Source organism: Acidovorax sp. SRI_002 (assembly GCF_057586455.1).
Genome location: NZ_JBYCZW010000002.1, coordinates 137,619 through 154,586 on the forward strand (window position 1 = coordinate 137,619; position 16,968 = coordinate 154,586).

A 16,968-nucleotide genomic window follows, 5' to 3' on the forward strand; every position below is an offset into this window, starting at 1 on the left:
AACGGGATGCAGAAATCCAGCATGAGCGTGTTCGAGCGCTACCTCACCGTGTGGGTGGTGCTGTGCATCGTGGTGGGGATCGGGTTGGGCCAGGTGTTTCCTGGAACAGCACGCGCGATTGGTGCGTGGGAAGTCGCCCGCGTGAACATTCCGGTGGGCCTGCTCATCTGGGTGATGATCATTCCGATGCTGCTCAAGGTGGACTTCGCCGCCCTGGGCGAAGTGCGCAACCACATGCGCGGCATCGGGGTCACCTTATTCGTGAACTGGCTGGTCAAGCCATTCTCCATGGCTTTTCTGGGCTGGCTGTTCATACGTCAGTGGTTTGCCCCATACCTGCCAGCTGACCAGATCGACAGCTACATCGCTGGCTTGATCCTGCTGGCCGCCGCCCCGTGCACCGCCATGGTGTTCGTGTGGAGCCGTCTCACGGGGGGCGACCCGCTGTTCACGCTGTCCCAGGTCGCGCTGAACGACAGCATCATGATCGTCGCGTTCGCGCCGCTCGTGGCTTTCCTGCTGGGCCTGTCGGCAATCACGGTGCCGTGGGACACGTTGCTCACCTCTGTCGTCCTGTACATCTTGATTCCCGTTGTGCTGGCCCAATGGTTGCGCCGGGCACTGCTGGCCCGAGGTCAAGCCGTGTTCGACGCTGCGCTGCATCGCATTGGTCCCTGGTCCATTGCTGCGCTACTGCTCACCCTGGTGCTGCTGTTCGCGTTCCAGGGCGAGGCCATCCTGCAGCAGCCCCTGGTCATCGCATTGCTGGCCGTACCCATCCTGATCCAGGTGTTCTTCAACTCGGCACTGGCGTATTGGCTCAATCGCGCAGCGGGAGAAAAGCATGCCATTGCCTGCCCATCAGCATTGATCGGTGCTTCCAACTTCTTCGAGCTGGCCGTGGCGACAGCCATCAGCCTGTTCGGTTTTCATTCGGGTGCGGCCCTGGCCACGGTGGTGGGGGTGCTCATCGAGGTGCCGGTCATGCTGCTGGTGGTCAAGGTCGTGAACTCTTCAAAGGACTGGTATGAATCCGGATCTTCCCAACGTTGATGCCACGCTCTTCGAGCAGGCCGATCTTGAGCGACTGGTGCCCGCACAGCGTTCTACCCATGCACCCCGCATCCTGCTGCTCTACGGCTCTGTGAGAGAGCGCTCCTATAGCCGATTGCTGACCGAAGAGGCTGCGCGACTGCTGCGCGCCCTCGGTGCTGAAACCCGCATCTACGATCCGCGAGGGCTGCCACTGCCGGACGCAGAGCCCGACAGCCATCCGAAGGTGGTGGAGTTGCGAGAGCTGGCCCAATGGGCGGAGGGCATGGTCTGGACCTCACCGGAGCGCCATGGCGCGATGACCGGCATCCTGAAGATGCAGATCGACTGGATACCTCTGTCCGTGGGGGCCGTGCGGCCGACCCAGGGCAAGACCCTGGCGGTGATGGAAGTCTCGGGTGGCTCGCAGTCGTTCAATGCCGTCAATCAGATGCGGGTACTGGGTCGGTGGATGCGCATGATCACCATCCCCAACCAGTCGTCGGTCGCAAAAGCCTTTTTGGAGTTCGACGAAAGTGGCCGCATGAAGCCATCAAGCTACTACGAGCGTGTGGTGGATGTAATGGAAGAGCTGGTGAAGTTCACGCTGCTGACCCGCGATAGTGCAGACTATCTGGTGGATCGGTATAGCGAGCGACGCGAGAGTGCAGACGCGCTGTCAAAGCGGGTGAATCAGCGCAGCATTTGACTGGCAGTGCTCAGGGTGTTAGTGCCAGTGCAAACGTGATCAGCAGTGCCAGTCGAACATTGACCAGGGGCTAGAGCTGGTTCCATTTGAAGCCAACTGTGGATAACTATAGGGTGGATGCTTCGGTAGGTCCTCCTTTTTTTGAACTCGTGGTTGGTATTGCCGAGCCGTCAGGCGAGGCCCCTTCCTCCGCGGTCTCGCTAACCTGGGCCGCTGCTGCCTTCCTGGTCTGCTCACGGGCCTTGATGCGCCCCTTGGCTTCGTGCGTGCTGTGGCGGAAGCGGTAGGACTCGTTGCCCGTCTCGATGATGTGGCAGTGATGGGTCAAGCGATCCAGCAACGCAGTGGTCATCTTGGCGTCGCCGAACACCGTGGACCACTCCGCAAACGTCAGGTTAGTGGTGATCATCACGCTGGTGTGCTCGTACAGCTTGGACAGAAGGTGGAACAACAAGGCGCCACCGGCCTGGCTGAAGGGCAAGTAACCTAACTCGTCGAGCACGACCAGATCCATGCGCACCAGACTCATGGCGATGCGTCCGGCACGGCCCTGGCTCTTCTCATGCTCCAGGGCATTGACCAGATCGACCGTGGAGTAGAACCGCACTCGCTTGGCGTGCCGGGTGAGCCCGGCAATTCCCAGCGCCGTGGCCAGGTGGGTTTTGCCGGTGCCTGGGCCGCCGACTAGCACCACGTTCTGCGCATCCTGCGTGAACGAGAGGTCCGCCAGTTTCTGGATCAACGCGCGGTCGACCTGCGCGACGGTGAAGTCGAACCCAGCCAGGTCGCGGTGCATCGGGAAGCGCGCCGCCTTCATCTGGTGGGCGATGGAGCGCATCGCCCGATCAGCATCTTCAGCCTGCAGCAGGTGCTCCACCAGCCAGCGTGATGCGGCCAGGGTCGTATCGCCACCTTGCTCCGTCAGGTCGGCCCAGGCCGTGGCCATGCCGTTGAGCCGCAGCGCCTTCAGTTGGGCCTGTACATCGATGGAGGTCTCACGCATGATCGACCTCCTGCTCATGGTCCGTGTGGGTGGGGCGCAGCCGGTCATAACGCGCGGTGTCGGCTTTGGGAGCCTGGGTGAGTTGCAAGGACGTCTGCGCCTGCGCCGGCGTGGCCGGGTTGTTCAAGCGGGCCAGCACGTTGCGCACGTGCTCCACGCTGATGCTGCCACTGGGGGCCCTGCCTTCGAGTACCAGCTCGATGGCCACCAGCACCGCTTCCAGCCCAGCCTGCGGCACCACGGCCAGCACCTGTGCCATGACCCGGTCTCCTCCAGGGTGCCTGAGCAGCGACTGGCGCAAACGCAGCAACGGCGCCGGAAGGTCCAGGAACGGCGTGCCATTGCGCAATGCGCCCGGTTTGCGCTGCACCAGGTCGATGTAGTGCTGCCAGTCGTAGCTGGTCTGGCCACTGCCCGGCAGCCGGGCATGGCTGGCTACGACGGCATCTGCGGCCGCCACATCGATTCGTTCGGGATAGACGCGGGTGCTGACGATGTGGCCGGCCCACTCGCACGGCACGGAGTAACGGTTGCGCGCGGCGGCCACCAGGCAGGTGCTGCTGACCCGGGCCAGCCGCTCGACATAGCCGTTGAAGGGGGCCGGCATGGACATGAGGTGAGGCTTCTCCAACTCCCACATCTCGGCCACGGTGAACTGTCGGTGGATCGGATGCGTGGTGTCGCTCCACACCGAACGACACCGCTCGCTCAGCCAGGCATTGAGTTCGATGAACGAGCCGAAGCGACGGGTCGCGGCTTCGATCCAGATGCGCCTGCGGCTGTCCTGCACGTTCTTCTCCACCACCCCCTTCTCCCAGCCCGAGGCGACGTTGCAGAAGTCGGCGTCGAACAGGTAGTGGCTGCACATGGCCGCGAATCGAGCGTTGACGGTGCGCTGCTTGCCACGCTGCACCTTGTCCACGGCGGTGCGCATGTTGTCGTAGATGCCGCGCCGGGGGACGCCGCCAAGTGCCTGGAACGAGCGAGTGTGGGCGTCGAACAGCATCTCGTGGCCCTGGCTGGGGTAGGCCACCAGCCAGAAGGCCCGGCTGGCGCACAGCTTCAGGTGCGCCACTTGCACGTTGTAGAACACGCCGCCGACGACCATGGCTTCGACGCTCCAGTCGAACTGGAAGGCCTCGCCCAGCTCGAAGCTCATCGGAACGAACGCCTTGGCCGGACTGGCAGCCGACTCTATCCGCCAGCGACGGATGTAGTCGGTGACGGCGCTGTAGCCGCCTCGGTAGCCCTGGGTCTGTATCTGAGCAAACAAGGCACGGCCGCTGCGCCGTCCCTGCTTGGGGCGATGGCTGTCGGTTGTGAGCGCTTGATGCAGGATCGGCTCGAACGCAGTTAGCTTGCCATCGAGCTTCACCCGCTCGTACTTCGGGGCAACATCGCCGGGCGCCTTGAGCCACTTCTTGACCGTGTTGCGCGACAGGCCCGTGCGCTTTGCGATCTCGCTGAGGGAGAGTTGGTCGCGCAGCCTCATGCGCCTGACCTTGCCAATCATGTCCATGGTGATCACCTTGAATCCCTGCTGAAATTCTCAGCAGGTCAGTGGAACACCCTGGTCAATATTGGATTGGTACTTTGCGGTTTAGCTGGTCAAGATTGCATCGGCACCAACACGTCACCGCCCAGCGCCACCCGAAGCGGGGTGATCTCACTTTCCGTGCAGAAAACCCGGTTAAGAGCTACGGGTTAACCCGCAATTTTTTATTGTCTGGAATTATCAGTAGCGAATACGTAGACTGCAGCAGGCTTGCGACCACGCCAGCCACGGGAGGACCAGCTTGTCTAGCTACTACCTATGTTTCGTTGGCGCCGATACCCTGCCAAAATCGCTATCTAAGCGGGAAGTCGAAGAGTGCTTTGGGCTGAGCATTGAAGACATCCAGGAGCTGCGCCCGCCCCGGTTCAGAGGGACTGCACGCCTTGGCGCTGCAGTCCAACTGGTCATGCTGCGCGCCACCGGGCGGCACCCCGATGCCTTTTCAGGCCTCCCCTCCGTTTTGCTGCGGTACCTGACCTCAGCGCTTGGTATGCATGCGACGGATATCGCTTCGGTGACCTCGCTGTACAAGGACAAGGACACGCGATACGAGCACCAGCTCTGGGCTCGGGAACGTGTCGGCTTCGCGGTAGTAGATGACACCACCAAACCGCTCCTGGCAGATGCTTTGGGGGAGTTTTCCGCCTCAGCGGTATCAGTCGATGACCTGATCCAACAGTCAGAACACTGGCTTTTTGATCGACGGCTCGTCCTGCCTGGTGACCGGACACTGCGCGACATGGCGCGCACGGCATTTGCTGAACAGGAGAATGCAGCAATCGCAGCGGTCCGCACCTGTGCGCCACCCAAACAGGTTCAGGCGGCTCTCTCGCACGCATTCTCAAAGCGATCAGGGCCCGGCGGTCACACAGTGCTGGAGTGGCTGCGCACACCCCCAGGGAAGCACGGGCAGCTCACGCTGAGCGAGGTCACCAAGAAAATCGAGTGCCTATGACCCACGCTCACCCCCACGCACCAGATGTGCACCATCAGCACGTTCACAGAACCTCTTGAGTTCGACCGGATAGCGATGGACATACGCGGTCTACATCTGACAGGATCCGTTGTCGGATCTGGCGCTAGTCCTTACCTCTTCCAAGAACGCAGCAGCAACGCATTGGTCACCACACTCACGCTGCTGAGGGCCATAGCTGCTCCCGCCACCATGGGATTCAACAAGCCAAATGCAGCCAAGGGGATCCCGACCACGTTGTACGCGAATGCCCAGAAAAGGTTCTGACGGATCTTTGCGTACGTGCGCCGGGAGATGTCGATGGCATCTGCGATCAACGCGGGGTCACCACGCATCAGCGTGATCCCCGCAGCATGCATGGCCACGTCGGTGCCCGTGGACATGGCAATTCCCACATTCGCCGCAGCCAGAGCGGGCGCGTCGTTGATGCCGTCACCCACCATCGCAACGTGCCTGCCACCTGACTTGAGCTGCGCCACGATATCCGCCTTGCCTTCCGGCAGCACATCAGCACGAACCTGATCGATGCCCAACGCGCGGGCTACTGCGCTTGCGCTTCCCTTGTTGTCCCCGGTGACCAGGACGGTCTGGATGCCCAGAGCATGCAGTTGGGCAATGGCTTTTTGTGAGCTGGGCTTCACGGTGTCTCCAAATGCCAATAGTCCCATCACTTCTGGCGCATCGGTCACGTCAGCCAACCAGGATACCGTGCGGCCCTCTTGCTGCATCTGTGCTGCAGCCCCGGTCAGACTGGCCATGTTGACACCCAACTCCTCCATGTAACGTGTACTCCCGAGGCGGATCTGGCGTCCTTTGATGACAGCAGACATGCCTCTGCCAGCTACCGCTGTGACCTCAGTGGCACGAGGAACGGTCACACCCTGGGTGCGTGCAGCGTCCATCACGGCCTTGGCCAGTGGATGCTCGCTGCCGTTCTGAATGGCCGCAGCAAACGGCAGTAACTGATCCTGGAGGCCTTCGGCAGGCATCGCAGCCGTCAAAGTGGGCTTCCCCTCGGTCAGGGTGCCGGTCTTGTCGAACGCCACGGTGTCGATGTGGTGGGCAACCTCCAGTGCTTCTGCATCCTTGATCAGAATACCGTGGCGTGCTGCAACGCCGGTGCCCGCCATGATCGCGGTGGGAGTAGCCAAACCCAGCGCACAAGGGCACGCAATGACAAGTACCGCGACAGCATTGAGGATCGCCTGTTCCCAGTTGCCAGTGGCAAAGCCCCAGCCCATCAGTGTGATGGCAGCAAGGCCGAGCACCACGGGCACAAAGACCGCACTCACTTCATCCACAATCCGCTGGATGGGAGCCTTCTTCGCCTGCGCCGACTCAACCATCCGCACGATGCGCGACAGAGTTGACTCTGCGCCTATCGCAGTCGTCCGTACCAACAACAAGCCCTCCGCGTTCACGGAGCCTCCCGTCACCTTGTCACCGACGTGCTTCGCCACAGGCAGGCTCTCCCCGGTGATCAATGACTCATCCACCTGGCTTGCGCCTTCGATCACCGAGCCGTCTACCGGGACTCTCTCCCCTGGGCGGACAACCACCGTATCACCTACTTTCACGCGTGAGAGTGGTAGATCAATGTCACCGGCATCAGTGCGCACACGTGCAATTTCTGGGCGCAGCGCATGCAGCGCCCGGATCGCTTCGGTGGTTTGTCGCTTGGCTCGGGCTTCCAGCCACTTCCCGAGAAGGACAAGCGTGACGATCACAGCAGAGGCTTCAAAGTACAGATGGGGCGTGCCGTGTTCAGCGTGCTTGAACAGCAGGTACAGGCTCAAGCCGTACCCGGCCGACGTACCCAATGCGACCAGCAGATCCATGTTGCCTGCGCCTGCACGAAGAGCCTTCCAGCCAGCGCGGTAGAACCTCGCGCCCAGCCAGAACTGCACAGGGGTGGCCAGGGCCAGTTGAATCCAGCCGTTGAGTGTCCAGTCTTGACCGAACAGCATGCCAAGCATGGGCAATACCAGGGGGAAGGACAGACCAGCGGCTAGAGCGACAGGCCACCAGGGCGCCGACGGCTTGTCGTGTTCAGTGGAAGTGCTCGTATCCGCAACCTGTGCCTCATAGCCCGCCTTAACAACGGCGGCTACCAGGCGTTCGGGAGGCAATCCTGCATCGAAACGAACCTGCGCACGCTCCGTGGCTAGATTGACTTCCGCGTGCTTGACGCCTGGTACACCCTTCAGCGCTTTTTCGACACGTCCCACGCACGACGCGCAGGTCATCCCACCGATCAACAGCTCCACGGACTCTTCCGCTATTGCGTATCCAGCCTTTTCGACAGCCGCAGCCAAGGCCGGGACCGGCACCGTGGAGGCGGCAACCACGGAGGCGCGCTCAGTAGCAATATTCACGGTCACCTCACGGACCCCAGGGACGGCTTTGAGGGCCTTTTCAACCCGTCCAACGCAAGAGCCGCAGGTCATGCCAAGTATCGGAAGATTCAGGTGTGCGATCGATAGTGAGGCGGACGGCCCCGCTTCATGGGCAGAGGTATTCATAGCAATCTCCATGTGGTGTTCAACTCCGGCGTTAACCGGCAGAGTTCGAACTTTCAGGGTTGACACGATGGGAGACGCAAGCGAGTCGGCGCTCCTTGTTTGGATATCTATCTGGCCACTTGACCTTGCCCCAGTGGCAAACCGGAGACTGAAAGCCTCTTAACTTTTCCAAGAGGTGAAAAATGCATGAATTCCAACTCCCCGACATGACCTGCGGACACTGCGCTGGTATGGTGAGCCAGACGCTTCAGATGACAGACCCTGAATGCAAAGTGCAGGTGGATATGTCCAAACGCATGGTCACTGTGCAAAGCGCGGAAGATCGCAAGACACTGGTCGAGGCGCTGACCGAGGCTGGATATCCGCCCGCCTGATCTAGGCTTTACAAAACGTAGTATTCGGAGCGCTTGACATTGACACGGTGGTAAGGGCCAAAGTCCTTGCTACCGTGTTATTCCATTGCACAGGAGCATCCATGACCACACTCATGAACATCGGCGAAGCGGCCAAAGCGGCAGGTGTATCGGCCAAGATGATCCGCCACTACGAGCAAACAGGTTTGTTGCCAGAAGCTGAGCGCAGTGAGTCTGGCTATCGAAAATACGGTGAGCGCGAAGTTTCGGTACTGCGTTTCATCCGCCAGTCGCGCCGCCTCGGGTTCTCAATGCCCCAGATTGCGGAGTTGATCGGCCAATGGGGTGACACGCACCGCACCAGTCGGCAGGTAAAGGCGATTGCGGAGCGCCATCTGGCGGATCTGGAGGAGAAGCTGCGGGAGATTATCGAGATGAAATCAGCCTTGGAGCAGTTGGTTTCTGTGTGCGCTGGCGACGACCACTCGAACTGCGCAATTCTTGACAACCTGGCGGCGGACAGCCCCTCGAAGCCCAACCACAACGCAAGTTTCGTCAAACCGACTCGGCGCGGAGCCAAGGTTTCCAGAGCGCACTCTGGTGTGACCGACACGCCAACGAACAGCCATCTAGACCTCATGACGTGGATGCGCGGAGTCCACGCACATCGGAGCGGGCACTGAACTAGGCCCTGAGGGGGCTTGCGAAGCCATCACCTTGCACCACGATTGCGGCCCGCCCGTACTTGGGTGGGCCACGCTTGTGGCCCACCCGTTTGCATTACTTAGGCGTGGAGCCCGGAGTGGCTTCCTTGTGCGGCATGGCTTCACGCGCATTGGCCTTTTCCTGACCACGGGCTTCGGCCTTGCTGGTGTCCGCAAGGCCAGAGCCTTCACCTCGCGCTGTACCGCCATCCTTGATCTGCTTCACACCGGTTGCAGGACGGGCTTTCTTGTGGTCTTCGCCATGCGCTTGCGCCTTGGAGTTGGTATAGGGCGTGGCTTCCTGGGTGTCGCCAGCGGCGAATGCGGACGATGCTGCTGTCATGGCGAGGGCAATAAGGAGCGTTTTCATGATTTTTCCTTGGTGGGTTGACGTGCGAACAGAAGAACGCCCCCTTTTCTTGAGGGCGTAGCGAGACACTTTTTGCGCTTACTTGGCAGGCTCGATGGCAGTGACGACCATCTTTCCGCCCTCGTTGATCACCATGAAGCGGATCTTGTCGCCGGCCTGCGCCTTGTCGAGCAGGGCCTTGTCCTTGGCTGTGAACACCATGGTCATCCCCGGCATCTCCAAGTGCTTGATGTCGCCATGCTTGATGGTGATTTTTCCGGCGTCCTTGTCGATCTTGCGCACCTCTCCATCGGTCATGGAGGCTGCGGCCGTGGTTGCGGCTCTTCCGGCGTCTCCAGAGGCTTGCGCCGTGGCCGACAGCGGCAAGAGGGTGGTCAGCGACAACACGGCGCCGATCAAAAGACTGTTTGCGTTTTTCATGTGAACTCCTTGTTCAATGGCGTGGAGGACTTTTCCGCTTACTTCTTCACCACCGTGACCTGCCCCTTCATGCCAGCGTCGTAATGGCCTGGGTACAGGCAGGCAAACTTGACTTCACCAGCCTTTGTGAACTGCCAGATGATTTCGCCTTGCTTGCCTGGGGCCAGCGACACCTTGCTGGGTTCGTCATGCTCCATATCCGGGAACTTCTTCATGGTCTCGTAGTGTTCCTTGAGTTCGGCATCGGTGCCCATGCTGAACTCGTGTTTGACCTGGCCACTGTTCTTGATCACGAACTTGACCGTTTCCCCCTGTTTGACGGAAATCGCGGCGGGCGTGAAGCGCATGGTGTCAGCCATGTCCACGTTGATTGTGCGGGTCACCTTCGCGGCCTTGCCGGGCTGACCAATTGCTGATTCAGCGCTGCCATGGCCGTGGGCGCCACCGCCGTCATGGCCGCCGCCGTGATTGCCGCCTGCAATGCTGTTGAAGGACAGGGCCACCAGGGTGGAGGCCGCGATCAGGGAAAGAGTGCGTTTCATAGTTGCCTTGGGTTGTGGATGCGATGTGAACGTGGTGATCAGTGGCCGCTGTGCGAAGACGGCTTTTTGACCTTGACGACAGTGTCCGAGCTGGACTTCTCTTTGCGAGGCATGGACTGCCCGCCCTCGGCCTTGAAGCGGGCCGGTTCAGCCATCGGACCGGTGTACTCGTAGGCCACCGTGCCCTCCGGGTTTTTGTACCAACCCGGGTTTTTGTAGTCGCCCGGCTTCTGGTCGCGGCGTACTTTGAGGACGCTGAACATTCCGCCCATTTCGACCGAGCCGAACGGGCCTTCTCCGGTCATCATCGGGATGGTGTTGTCCGGAATGGGCATTTCCATTTCCGTCATGTCTGCCATGCCGCGCTCGCCCATGACCATGTAGTCGGGGATCAGGTTGTTGATCTTCTTGGCAACGCCGCGGTGGTCCACGCCAATCATGGTGGGAATGTCGTGACCCATTGCATTCATGGTGTGGTGGCTCTTGTGGCAGTGGAACGCCCAGTCGCCTTCTTCGTCCGCGAGGAACTCAATCTGGCGCATCTGGCCCACGGCCACGTCGGTTGTCACTTCATAGAGACGGGTGCTCTTGGGCGTGGGACCGCCGTCCGTGCCCGTTACCAGAAACTCGTGTCCGTGCAAATGCATCGGGTGGTTGGTCATGGTGAGGTTGCCGATGCGGATGCGCACCTTGTCGTTGAGCCGAACGTTCAAGGAATCGATGCCAGGAAAGATGCGGCTGTTCCACGTCCACAGATTGAAGTTCAGCATTTCCGCGACCTTGGGCGTAGCGGCGCCGGGCTCAATGTCATAGGCACTGAGCAGGAAGCAAAAGTCTCGATTCACTTCATCAATCAGCGGATGCTTGGTCTTTGGATGCGTGATCCAAAAGCCCATCATGCCCATGGCCATCTGGGTCATCTCATCGGCGTGCGGGTGGTACATGAAGGTGCCTGGACGGCGAGCCACGAATTCGTAGACAAAGGTCTTCCCTGACTGGATCGCTGGCTGGTTCAAGCCCGCCACGCCGTCCATGCCGTTGGGCAAACGCTGTCCATGCCAGTGGATGCTGGTGTGCTCGGGCAGCTTGTTGGTCACAAAAATGCGGACGCGATCGCCTTCCACGACTTCAATGGTGGGACCGGGACTCTGGCCGTTGTATCCCCACAGGTGGGCCTTGAAGCCAGGAGCCATTTCGCGCACGACGGGTTCTGCTACCAAGTGGAACTCTTTGACCCCCTGGTTCATGCGCCAAGGCAGCGTCCAGCCGTTGAGCGTGACCACCGGGTTGTAAGGACGCCCGGAGTTGGGTACGAGCGGCGCCATGGTGTCTGGACTTGTCTGGTACACGGGTTCCGGCAGTGCTGCCATCGCCACTCGGCTCACACTCGCTGCGGCCACGGCCCCTCCGGCGATGCCCGCAAATCGGAAAAAATCTCTTCTTGAATTCATGTTTGGTTTCCTTGAGGGGATCAGTGGCCTGCGCCAGCTTCGGCAGCGGCTGCGCCACCGCCCGAGACGCCAGTGCTGGTTGGCTTGCCAATGAGGGAGGCCTGGAGGGCCGCGTCCGCTAGCCAGAACTGTTGTTCAGCGTTCAGAGCCGCCATTACCGAGTTCACCTGGTCGCGGGAGTCGGCAAGTAGTTCAAAGACGCTGATCAGCATCCCGTTGTAGCGAAGCTGGTTTTCTTCAGAGATGCTCTTACGCAGCGGGATCACTTCGTCGCGGTGGTGGCGCGCGATGTCGTATGCCGTGCGATAGGCTGAGTAGCTTTCGCGCAGGTTGGATCCCGCCGCGCGGGCGGTAGCTTCCAGGCGGTTGGCCGCAGCCAGGGTCTGCGCGCTCATGGCGTCGCGCCGCATACCTCCCCAATCAAAAATGGGCAACTGCAGGCTGATCTCAAAGCCTCGTCGCGTTGAGTGGGTGTTCTCGGCCGCATCGAAGACAGAGTCGCGCCGTACTCCCAGTTCAATGTCCGTGAAGGTCGTGATCGTGTTCCAGCCTTGCGCGCGTGCGGCTGCGTCGTAATCGGCCTTCGCGATCTGCAGATCCAGCCGACCCTTCGAAGCCTGACGGCCAGCGTCCGATGGAGACAGCGGCTCCTTGGGAAGTGTGGGAAGGCGTTCAGGCAACTTGAGCTGTTGGGCTTGGCTATCGTCCAGGCCTAGCAGCCGCACCAGCTCCTCACGGGCTGCCGTGACCTGGTGCTGCGCACTGGCCAGCTGGGTCGCAGTGTCGGCGTAGAACGCTTGCTGGCGCACACGATCGAGCTTGTTGAAATTGCCCACCGACTGCATGCGTTTGGCCAGTTCGGCGCTGGCCTGGGCGCTGGCGACGACCTGTTGGGTGTAAGTCAGGGTCTGTTGCGCGGCGACAGCCCGGACCCAGGCCTGACGTACCTGCGTGACTTGGTCCACTACGTCGCTGCTCAGGCGCAACTGGGTCTGCTTGATGCGCTGCTCGGCGATGCCTTTGCGTGTTGGCAAGGTCAGCAGGTCCAGCAGGCCGAAGGACAGGATGCGGCCGATCTCCGTCTCGCTACCCAGGCGAACCCGCTCCAGGCTCAGAATGGGGTTGGCGATGCGTCCGGACTGGGCTGCAGTGGAAGAGTCCGCCCAGTTTTGGGCCACGATGGCCTGCAGGGACGGGCTATTGACCAGAGCGAGTTGAACGGCATCCTGTTGACTGAGCGGTTTGGCCAACAAGTCCGAGGCACGCCGGCGCAAGGCCTCTTGCTCATTCTTGGCTCGGGCCAAGGTGAGTTTGCCGTCCGTGAAACTGCTGGTTGCTGCGTTGGCGCTGGAGATGTTTTGCTCCAGGTTCACGCTGGCACAGCCAGACAAAACCGCAACTGCGGCAACAGCGATCACGAGTTTGGCGCGGGGCATACGCAGGGGGCGGCTCATTGTTTGCCCCCGTGGTGTGCGTCATGGCCTTGGGCTGGTTGGTCCTGACCCGCTGCGGGTGCGGATTGGCGCATTTCCTTGGCATAGGCCCGCCATCCTCCGATTTCACCCACCTTGTCGTTGGCGGCCTTCCACGGCTGGACTGATTGCTCCTTGTAGACCTCATAGCCCGCGAGAGCTGATCGGTACGAAAGTTGGTAGTCCACCTTTGGGGGGGCATCGTCCGGCATCTGAGCAAGTGCCAGCGAAGGTGCCAGCAATGCTGCGGCCAGCCAAGGGATTGAGTTAAGTCGTGAAAGCCAAGAATTTCTCATAGATTCACCATGCGTTTTGATGCAACGCATTGTGTGAGTTATTAGCTTCCAAAGACATAACGGATTGATTACATATTTGTCATGTTCAAGAAAGGCATAAATCTCCGGGCACACTGGCGACCTCTTGTAGCGCCAAGGAGGTCTCGTGAAGATACTGATCGTTGAGGACGAAACCAAAACCGGGGAGTACCTGCGCCAAGGCTTGCGGGAAGCGGGATTCAACGCTGATCTAGTCCACAACGGTGTCGATGGTCTGCGTATGGTTCAAGAGGAAGACTACGATCTGGTAATCCTGGATGTGATGCTTCCTCGGATGGACGGCTGGCAGGTCCTCACCAATATGCGTCGCCGTGGCCTTGAGATGCCCGTGCTATTTCTCACGGCCAAGGATCAGGTGCAAGACCGGATCAAGGGGCTGGAATTAGGCGCAGACGACTATCTGGTCAAGCCGTTTTCTTTTGCTGAATTGCTGGCAAGGGCCCGTACCATACTGCGGCGCGGCCGTAGTGGCGCCGAGGTGACCATTCTGCAGGTGGCCGATCTTGAACTGGATCTTCTGCGGCGGAGAGTCAGCAGGTCCGGCAAACGCATCGACCTCACGCCCAAGGAATTCGGTCTGCTGGAACTGCTGATGCGTCGCCAAGGAGAGGTTTTGCCTCGCTCTCTGATCGCGTCGCAGGTGTGGGATATGAATTTCGACAGCGACTCCAACGTGGTCGAGGTGGCAATGCGCAGGCTTCGGGCCAAAATTGACGATGCCTATGACGCCAAACTGATCCAGACGGTGCGAGGCATGGGGTATGTGCTTGAAGCGCCACAGGAGATTCCGTGAAAGCCCGGCACTCGCTGACGACACGGCTGACGGCCTTTTTTACGCTGGCTTCTGGGCTTGTGCTCGTTGGCTTGGGGACCATCGTCGCCATTTCTATCGATCGCCATTTTGTGGAACTGGATCGCGATGCCCTGCGCGACAAGATCCACCTCACACGTGAGGTGATAGGAAAATCCACGTCACCTGAAGACCTCAAAATGCGTCTGGACGACGTCTTGCACAGCCATGAGGGCCTTTTTGTCAGCGTTTTCCGTGACAGGGCCACGCTTTACGCGACCACGGATTTCCAGTTTCCAGATGATCTCCATGCCCTGGCCCAGAGGGCCCGCCTGGGGGTTGCCTCCTGGAAAACGAAGGGGCGGGAATACCGAGGGATGTCGGCACTCGTGACGTTGCCGGGTTCCGCCGAGCCGCCGCTGCAGGTCTGGGTAGCTGTAGACATTGCCCACCACAAGCACTTCATGTACGAATTGATTTGGGTGCTTGTGGGCTATGTGGCGTTGGCCACTCTAGTGGCCGGGGTCCTGGGCTGGTGGGCCGCAAAGAATGGCTTGGCCCCCCTTCGGGCCATGAGATCTCGCGCCATGGCCATCACGGCACAGCGACTGGACGAGCGGATGCCAACCCAGGAGTTTCCAGTGGAAATGGCAGACTTGGCGACCACTCTCAACGAGATGCTCCGGCGGCTCAAGGAGGAGTTCGACCGGCTGTCCGAGTTTTCTTCGGACCTGGCTCACGAGCTGCGAACGCCCATCAACAATCTGATGACGCAGACCCAGGTCACGCTTAGCCAAGCTCGCTCCTCCGAGGAGTACCAGGACATACTGGCCTCCAACGCCGAGGAGTACCAGCGTTTGGCCCGCATGGTGGCTGACATGTTGTTCCTGGCCAAGGCTGACCACGGGCTTATTCTTCCCAGCACGGAGAGAATCGCAGTTCATGATGAAGCACAGGCCTTGTTTGATTTCTACGAGGCCCTTGCCGAAGAAAAGCGGGTCCGGCTGCAACTGATCGGAACGGCGGAGATCACTGGCGACCGGTTGATGCTTCGCCGGGCGCTGAGCAATCTCCTGTCCAACGCCGTTCGCTACACCCCCCCTGGAGAACAGGTGGTCGTTGACATTCAAGGGGACGTTCACGGAACCACCGTGGATGTAGTCAACACTGGACCTTCTATCGATGCGCAGATGATCCCCCGCCTGTTTGACCGTTTCTTTCGGGCAGACAAGTCGCGCAAGCAACTGGATTCCGACGGTGCAGGCTTGGGCTTGTCCATCACCCAGGCGATTGTTCATGCACACCGGGGCCGCATCTCAGTGAGTTCGGCCGATGGCAGGACCTGTTTTTCGATGTATTTCCCCAGTGCACAGACCATTGGCAAGCACTTCACGACAAATGCATGACCCCTTTGCAACCCTTATTGACTGCTGGAAGGCGGATCCGAGCAGCACCTACAACAGCTGGTTCCTGTGGGATCAGAGGATCAAGAACTTCCGCTCCATACGCAGAGGCATGGCACAGGTGGTGGAGGACATCCGGGGAGGAACGTTTGGCAACGCCTACCGAGGCTCCTCGCTGGAGACGATCGTGGGTTCCGTGGCAGAGCAGCGCCAAATTTTCAAAGGTGCGGACCACGCGTTCCTCTGGAAACCCAAGCTGAGGATTCCGGACATCTACGAAAACACGAGTAACCAGCTCGCCTTCGCAGATCTCCTTCACACCTGCGATCACTGCGATTGCGCAGAAGACGTCGTTGCCGCCATACAGCGCATCGATGCAATCGGCATCAAAGGCTTGGGCCCAGCAGTCGCCAACTTGCTGTATTTCATCCACCCAACGCTGCTCTCTCCCTTTAACACTGCCATTGTCAATGGTTTCAACGCAGTGACTGGCGGGCGCGTGAAGCTCGGACGTTGGGACCACTATCTCTCTATGCGGGAGGGCTTGCTGCGCTTGAACGCGCAGTACCGGCTGAAACTATCGAATGATCTCGGTGCGATTGCGGGACTCATGTTTGACATTGGCAGTGGCCGATATGCAGCGCCGCCACAAGCAATGGATGCGGCGACGGCGACACTCTGGCAAGAAGACCTTGAACGTGTGCGGCTGGAATCCACCGCATCGCAACGGGAGATGTCCCAGGCGACCGAAAGCGATGCGACCCACACGGGTATTCAGGCTTCATTGCGCGATCTGGGCAAGTCTCTCGGGTTTGATGTCTGGATAGCGTCCAACGACCGGGGTCGCTCCTACGGCAGCGGCCTTTTGGGAGACGGATGTCTGGCGCAGTTGCCTGCCAGCGTGGACAGGGGACTGGAGTCGATTCGACTCATTGATGTCGTATGGATTGATACTCAGACATCGCAGGTCGCGGCCGCATTTGAAGTCGAGCACACCACGTCCATCTATTCGGGGATCGTGCGAATGCTCGACCTGGCCTTGGGCACGTCGGTTGCAGTCAACTGTGCATTGTTTCTTGTGGCTCCAGACAATCGCAGAGACAAGGTCGCTGAACAACTTCAAAGGCCTGCATTCTCCCGCGTTTCGGAGTTGGGAATCCGGTACCTGCCGTATAGCCAACTGGAGCAGAACCACGCTTTGATGAGCCGTTTTGGTTCCAGTATCAAGCCGCTGCTGGAGATTTCGCAGCGGCTGTGAGACCCGGTTCTTTGGCATGGTGCGGTTCGCCTGGGTCTGGCTCCTTCGGCCTCGGGTTCGATTCACGGCGATGTCG

17 protein-coding genes are annotated in these 16,968 nt (G+C 60.1%); 8 read left to right on the top strand and 9 right to left on the bottom strand.

Annotated features, from left to right (window positions below):
* Window positions 1-6 precede the first annotated feature (6 nt).
* Together arsB and arsH are read left to right on the top strand one after the other, a co-directional pair.
* The gene (arsB, locus tag AC2YJX_RS05480) at window positions 7-1,053 is read left to right on the top strand and encodes an ACR3 family arsenite efflux transporter (protein ID WP_197506379.1); all 1,047 of its coding nucleotides are present in this window, start codon (window positions 7-9) and stop codon (window positions 1,051-1,053) included.
* Complete coding sequence (gene arsH / locus AC2YJX_RS05485; protein WP_055396770.1) at window positions 1,028-1,741, top strand: arsenical resistance protein ArsH; 714 nt, start codon at window positions 1,028-1,030, stop codon at window positions 1,739-1,741. Before arsB ends, arsH begins: the two co-directional genes overlap by 26 nt.
* A gap of 106 nt (window positions 1,742-1,847) precedes the next feature.
* On the opposite strand, the gene istB is transcribed toward arsH, so the two are convergent.
* Together istB and istA are read right to left on the bottom strand one after the other, a co-directional pair.
* Window positions 1,848-2,744: an IS21-like element helper ATPase IstB gene (istB, locus tag AC2YJX_RS05490; protein ID WP_422190493.1), complete on the bottom strand. Its 897-nt coding sequence runs from the start codon at window positions 2,742-2,744 to the stop codon at window positions 1,848-1,850.
* Complete coding sequence (istA, locus tag AC2YJX_RS05495; protein ID WP_422190491.1) at window positions 2,737-4,263, bottom strand: IS21 family transposase; 1,527 nt, start codon at window positions 4,261-4,263, stop codon at window positions 2,737-2,739. Before istA ends, istB begins: the two co-directional genes overlap by 8 nt.
* Before the next feature lie 277 nt (window positions 4,264-4,540).
* On the opposite strand from istA, the gene AC2YJX_RS05500 reads away from it, so the two are divergent.
* The gene (locus tag AC2YJX_RS05500; RefSeq protein ID WP_158603293.1) at window positions 4,541-5,254 is read left to right on the top strand and encodes a DUF4158 domain-containing protein; all 714 of its coding nucleotides are present in this window, start codon (window positions 4,541-4,543) and stop codon (window positions 5,252-5,254) included.
* A 131-nt stretch (window positions 5,255-5,385) separates the two neighbouring features.
* Here the strand turns inward: AC2YJX_RS05500 and AC2YJX_RS05505 are convergent, their stop codons facing one another.
* Window positions 5,386-7,794 carry a heavy metal translocating P-type ATPase gene (locus AC2YJX_RS05505; RefSeq protein WP_121508966.1) on the bottom strand — a complete coding sequence of 803 codons (2,409 nt, stop codon included), beginning with the start codon at window positions 7,792-7,794 and terminating at the stop codon, window positions 5,386-5,388.
* A gap of 182 nt (window positions 7,795-7,976) precedes the next feature.
* Between AC2YJX_RS05505 and AC2YJX_RS05510 the strand changes: the two genes are divergently transcribed.
* The gene (locus AC2YJX_RS05510; protein ID WP_056419638.1) at window positions 7,977-8,168 is read left to right on the top strand and encodes a heavy-metal-associated domain-containing protein; all 192 of its coding nucleotides are present in this window, start codon (window positions 7,977-7,979) and stop codon (window positions 8,166-8,168) included.
* A 101-nt stretch (window positions 8,169-8,269) separates the two neighbouring features.
* Window positions 8,270-8,830, top strand: coding sequence for a Cu(I)-responsive transcriptional regulator (gene cueR / locus AC2YJX_RS05515; protein WP_369882074.1), 561 nt, complete (start codon window positions 8,270-8,272; stop codon window positions 8,828-8,830).
* 97 nt (window positions 8,831-8,927) lie between these two features.
* Here cueR and AC2YJX_RS05520 read toward each other — a convergent pair whose 3' ends face one another.
* From AC2YJX_RS05520 to AC2YJX_RS05545, 6 genes are all read right to left on the bottom strand, one after another.
* Window positions 8,928-9,221, bottom strand: a complete 294-nt coding sequence (locus AC2YJX_RS05520; protein ID WP_015012914.1) for a hypothetical protein — start codon at window positions 9,219-9,221, stop codon at window positions 8,928-8,930.
* A gap of 78 nt (window positions 9,222-9,299) precedes the next feature.
* Window positions 9,300-9,641 carry a copper-binding protein gene (locus AC2YJX_RS05525; RefSeq protein WP_121508525.1) on the bottom strand — a complete coding sequence of 114 codons (342 nt, stop codon included), beginning with the start codon at window positions 9,639-9,641 and terminating at the stop codon, window positions 9,300-9,302.
* A 38-nt stretch (window positions 9,642-9,679) separates the two neighbouring features.
* Entirely contained in the window at window positions 9,680-10,183 is a 504-nt protein-coding gene (locus AC2YJX_RS05530) for a cupredoxin domain-containing protein (protein WP_055394787.1), read from the bottom strand.
* Window positions 10,184-10,221: 38 nt separating this feature from the next.
* Window positions 10,222-11,634 carry a multicopper oxidase family protein gene (locus tag AC2YJX_RS05535; protein WP_100409526.1) on the bottom strand — a complete coding sequence of 471 codons (1,413 nt, stop codon included), beginning with the start codon at window positions 11,632-11,634 and terminating at the stop codon, window positions 10,222-10,224.
* 20 nt (window positions 11,635-11,654) lie between these two features.
* Window positions 11,655-13,088, bottom strand: coding sequence for a TolC family protein (locus AC2YJX_RS05540; RefSeq protein WP_121508526.1), 1,434 nt, complete (start codon window positions 13,086-13,088; stop codon window positions 11,655-11,657).
* The gene (locus AC2YJX_RS05545; RefSeq protein WP_233559558.1) at window positions 13,085-13,294 is read right to left on the bottom strand and encodes a hypothetical protein; all 210 of its coding nucleotides are present in this window, start codon (window positions 13,292-13,294) and stop codon (window positions 13,085-13,087) included. Before AC2YJX_RS05545 ends, AC2YJX_RS05540 begins: the two co-directional genes overlap by 4 nt.
* Window positions 13,295-13,547: 253 nt before the next feature.
* Between AC2YJX_RS05545 and AC2YJX_RS05550 the strand changes: the two genes are divergently transcribed.
* From AC2YJX_RS05550 to AC2YJX_RS05560, 3 genes are read left to right on the top strand one after another with little or no spacing between them, the layout of a single operon-like run.
* Entirely contained in the window at window positions 13,548-14,234 is a 687-nt protein-coding gene (locus AC2YJX_RS05550; RefSeq protein WP_121508527.1) for a heavy metal response regulator transcription factor, read from the top strand.
* Window positions 14,231-15,637 (top strand): heavy metal sensor histidine kinase, encoded by a 1,407-nt coding sequence (locus AC2YJX_RS05555; protein WP_063459332.1) that lies wholly within the window; start codon window positions 14,231-14,233, stop codon window positions 15,635-15,637. The genes AC2YJX_RS05550 and AC2YJX_RS05555 overlap by 4 nt, the downstream gene beginning before the upstream one ends.
* On the top strand, window positions 15,630-16,892 hold the full coding sequence (locus AC2YJX_RS05560) for a hypothetical protein (protein WP_063459333.1): 1,263 nt from the start codon (window positions 15,630-15,632) through the stop codon (window positions 16,890-16,892). Before AC2YJX_RS05555 ends, AC2YJX_RS05560 begins: the two co-directional genes overlap by 8 nt.
* Window positions 16,893-16,968: the final 76 nt, after the last annotated feature.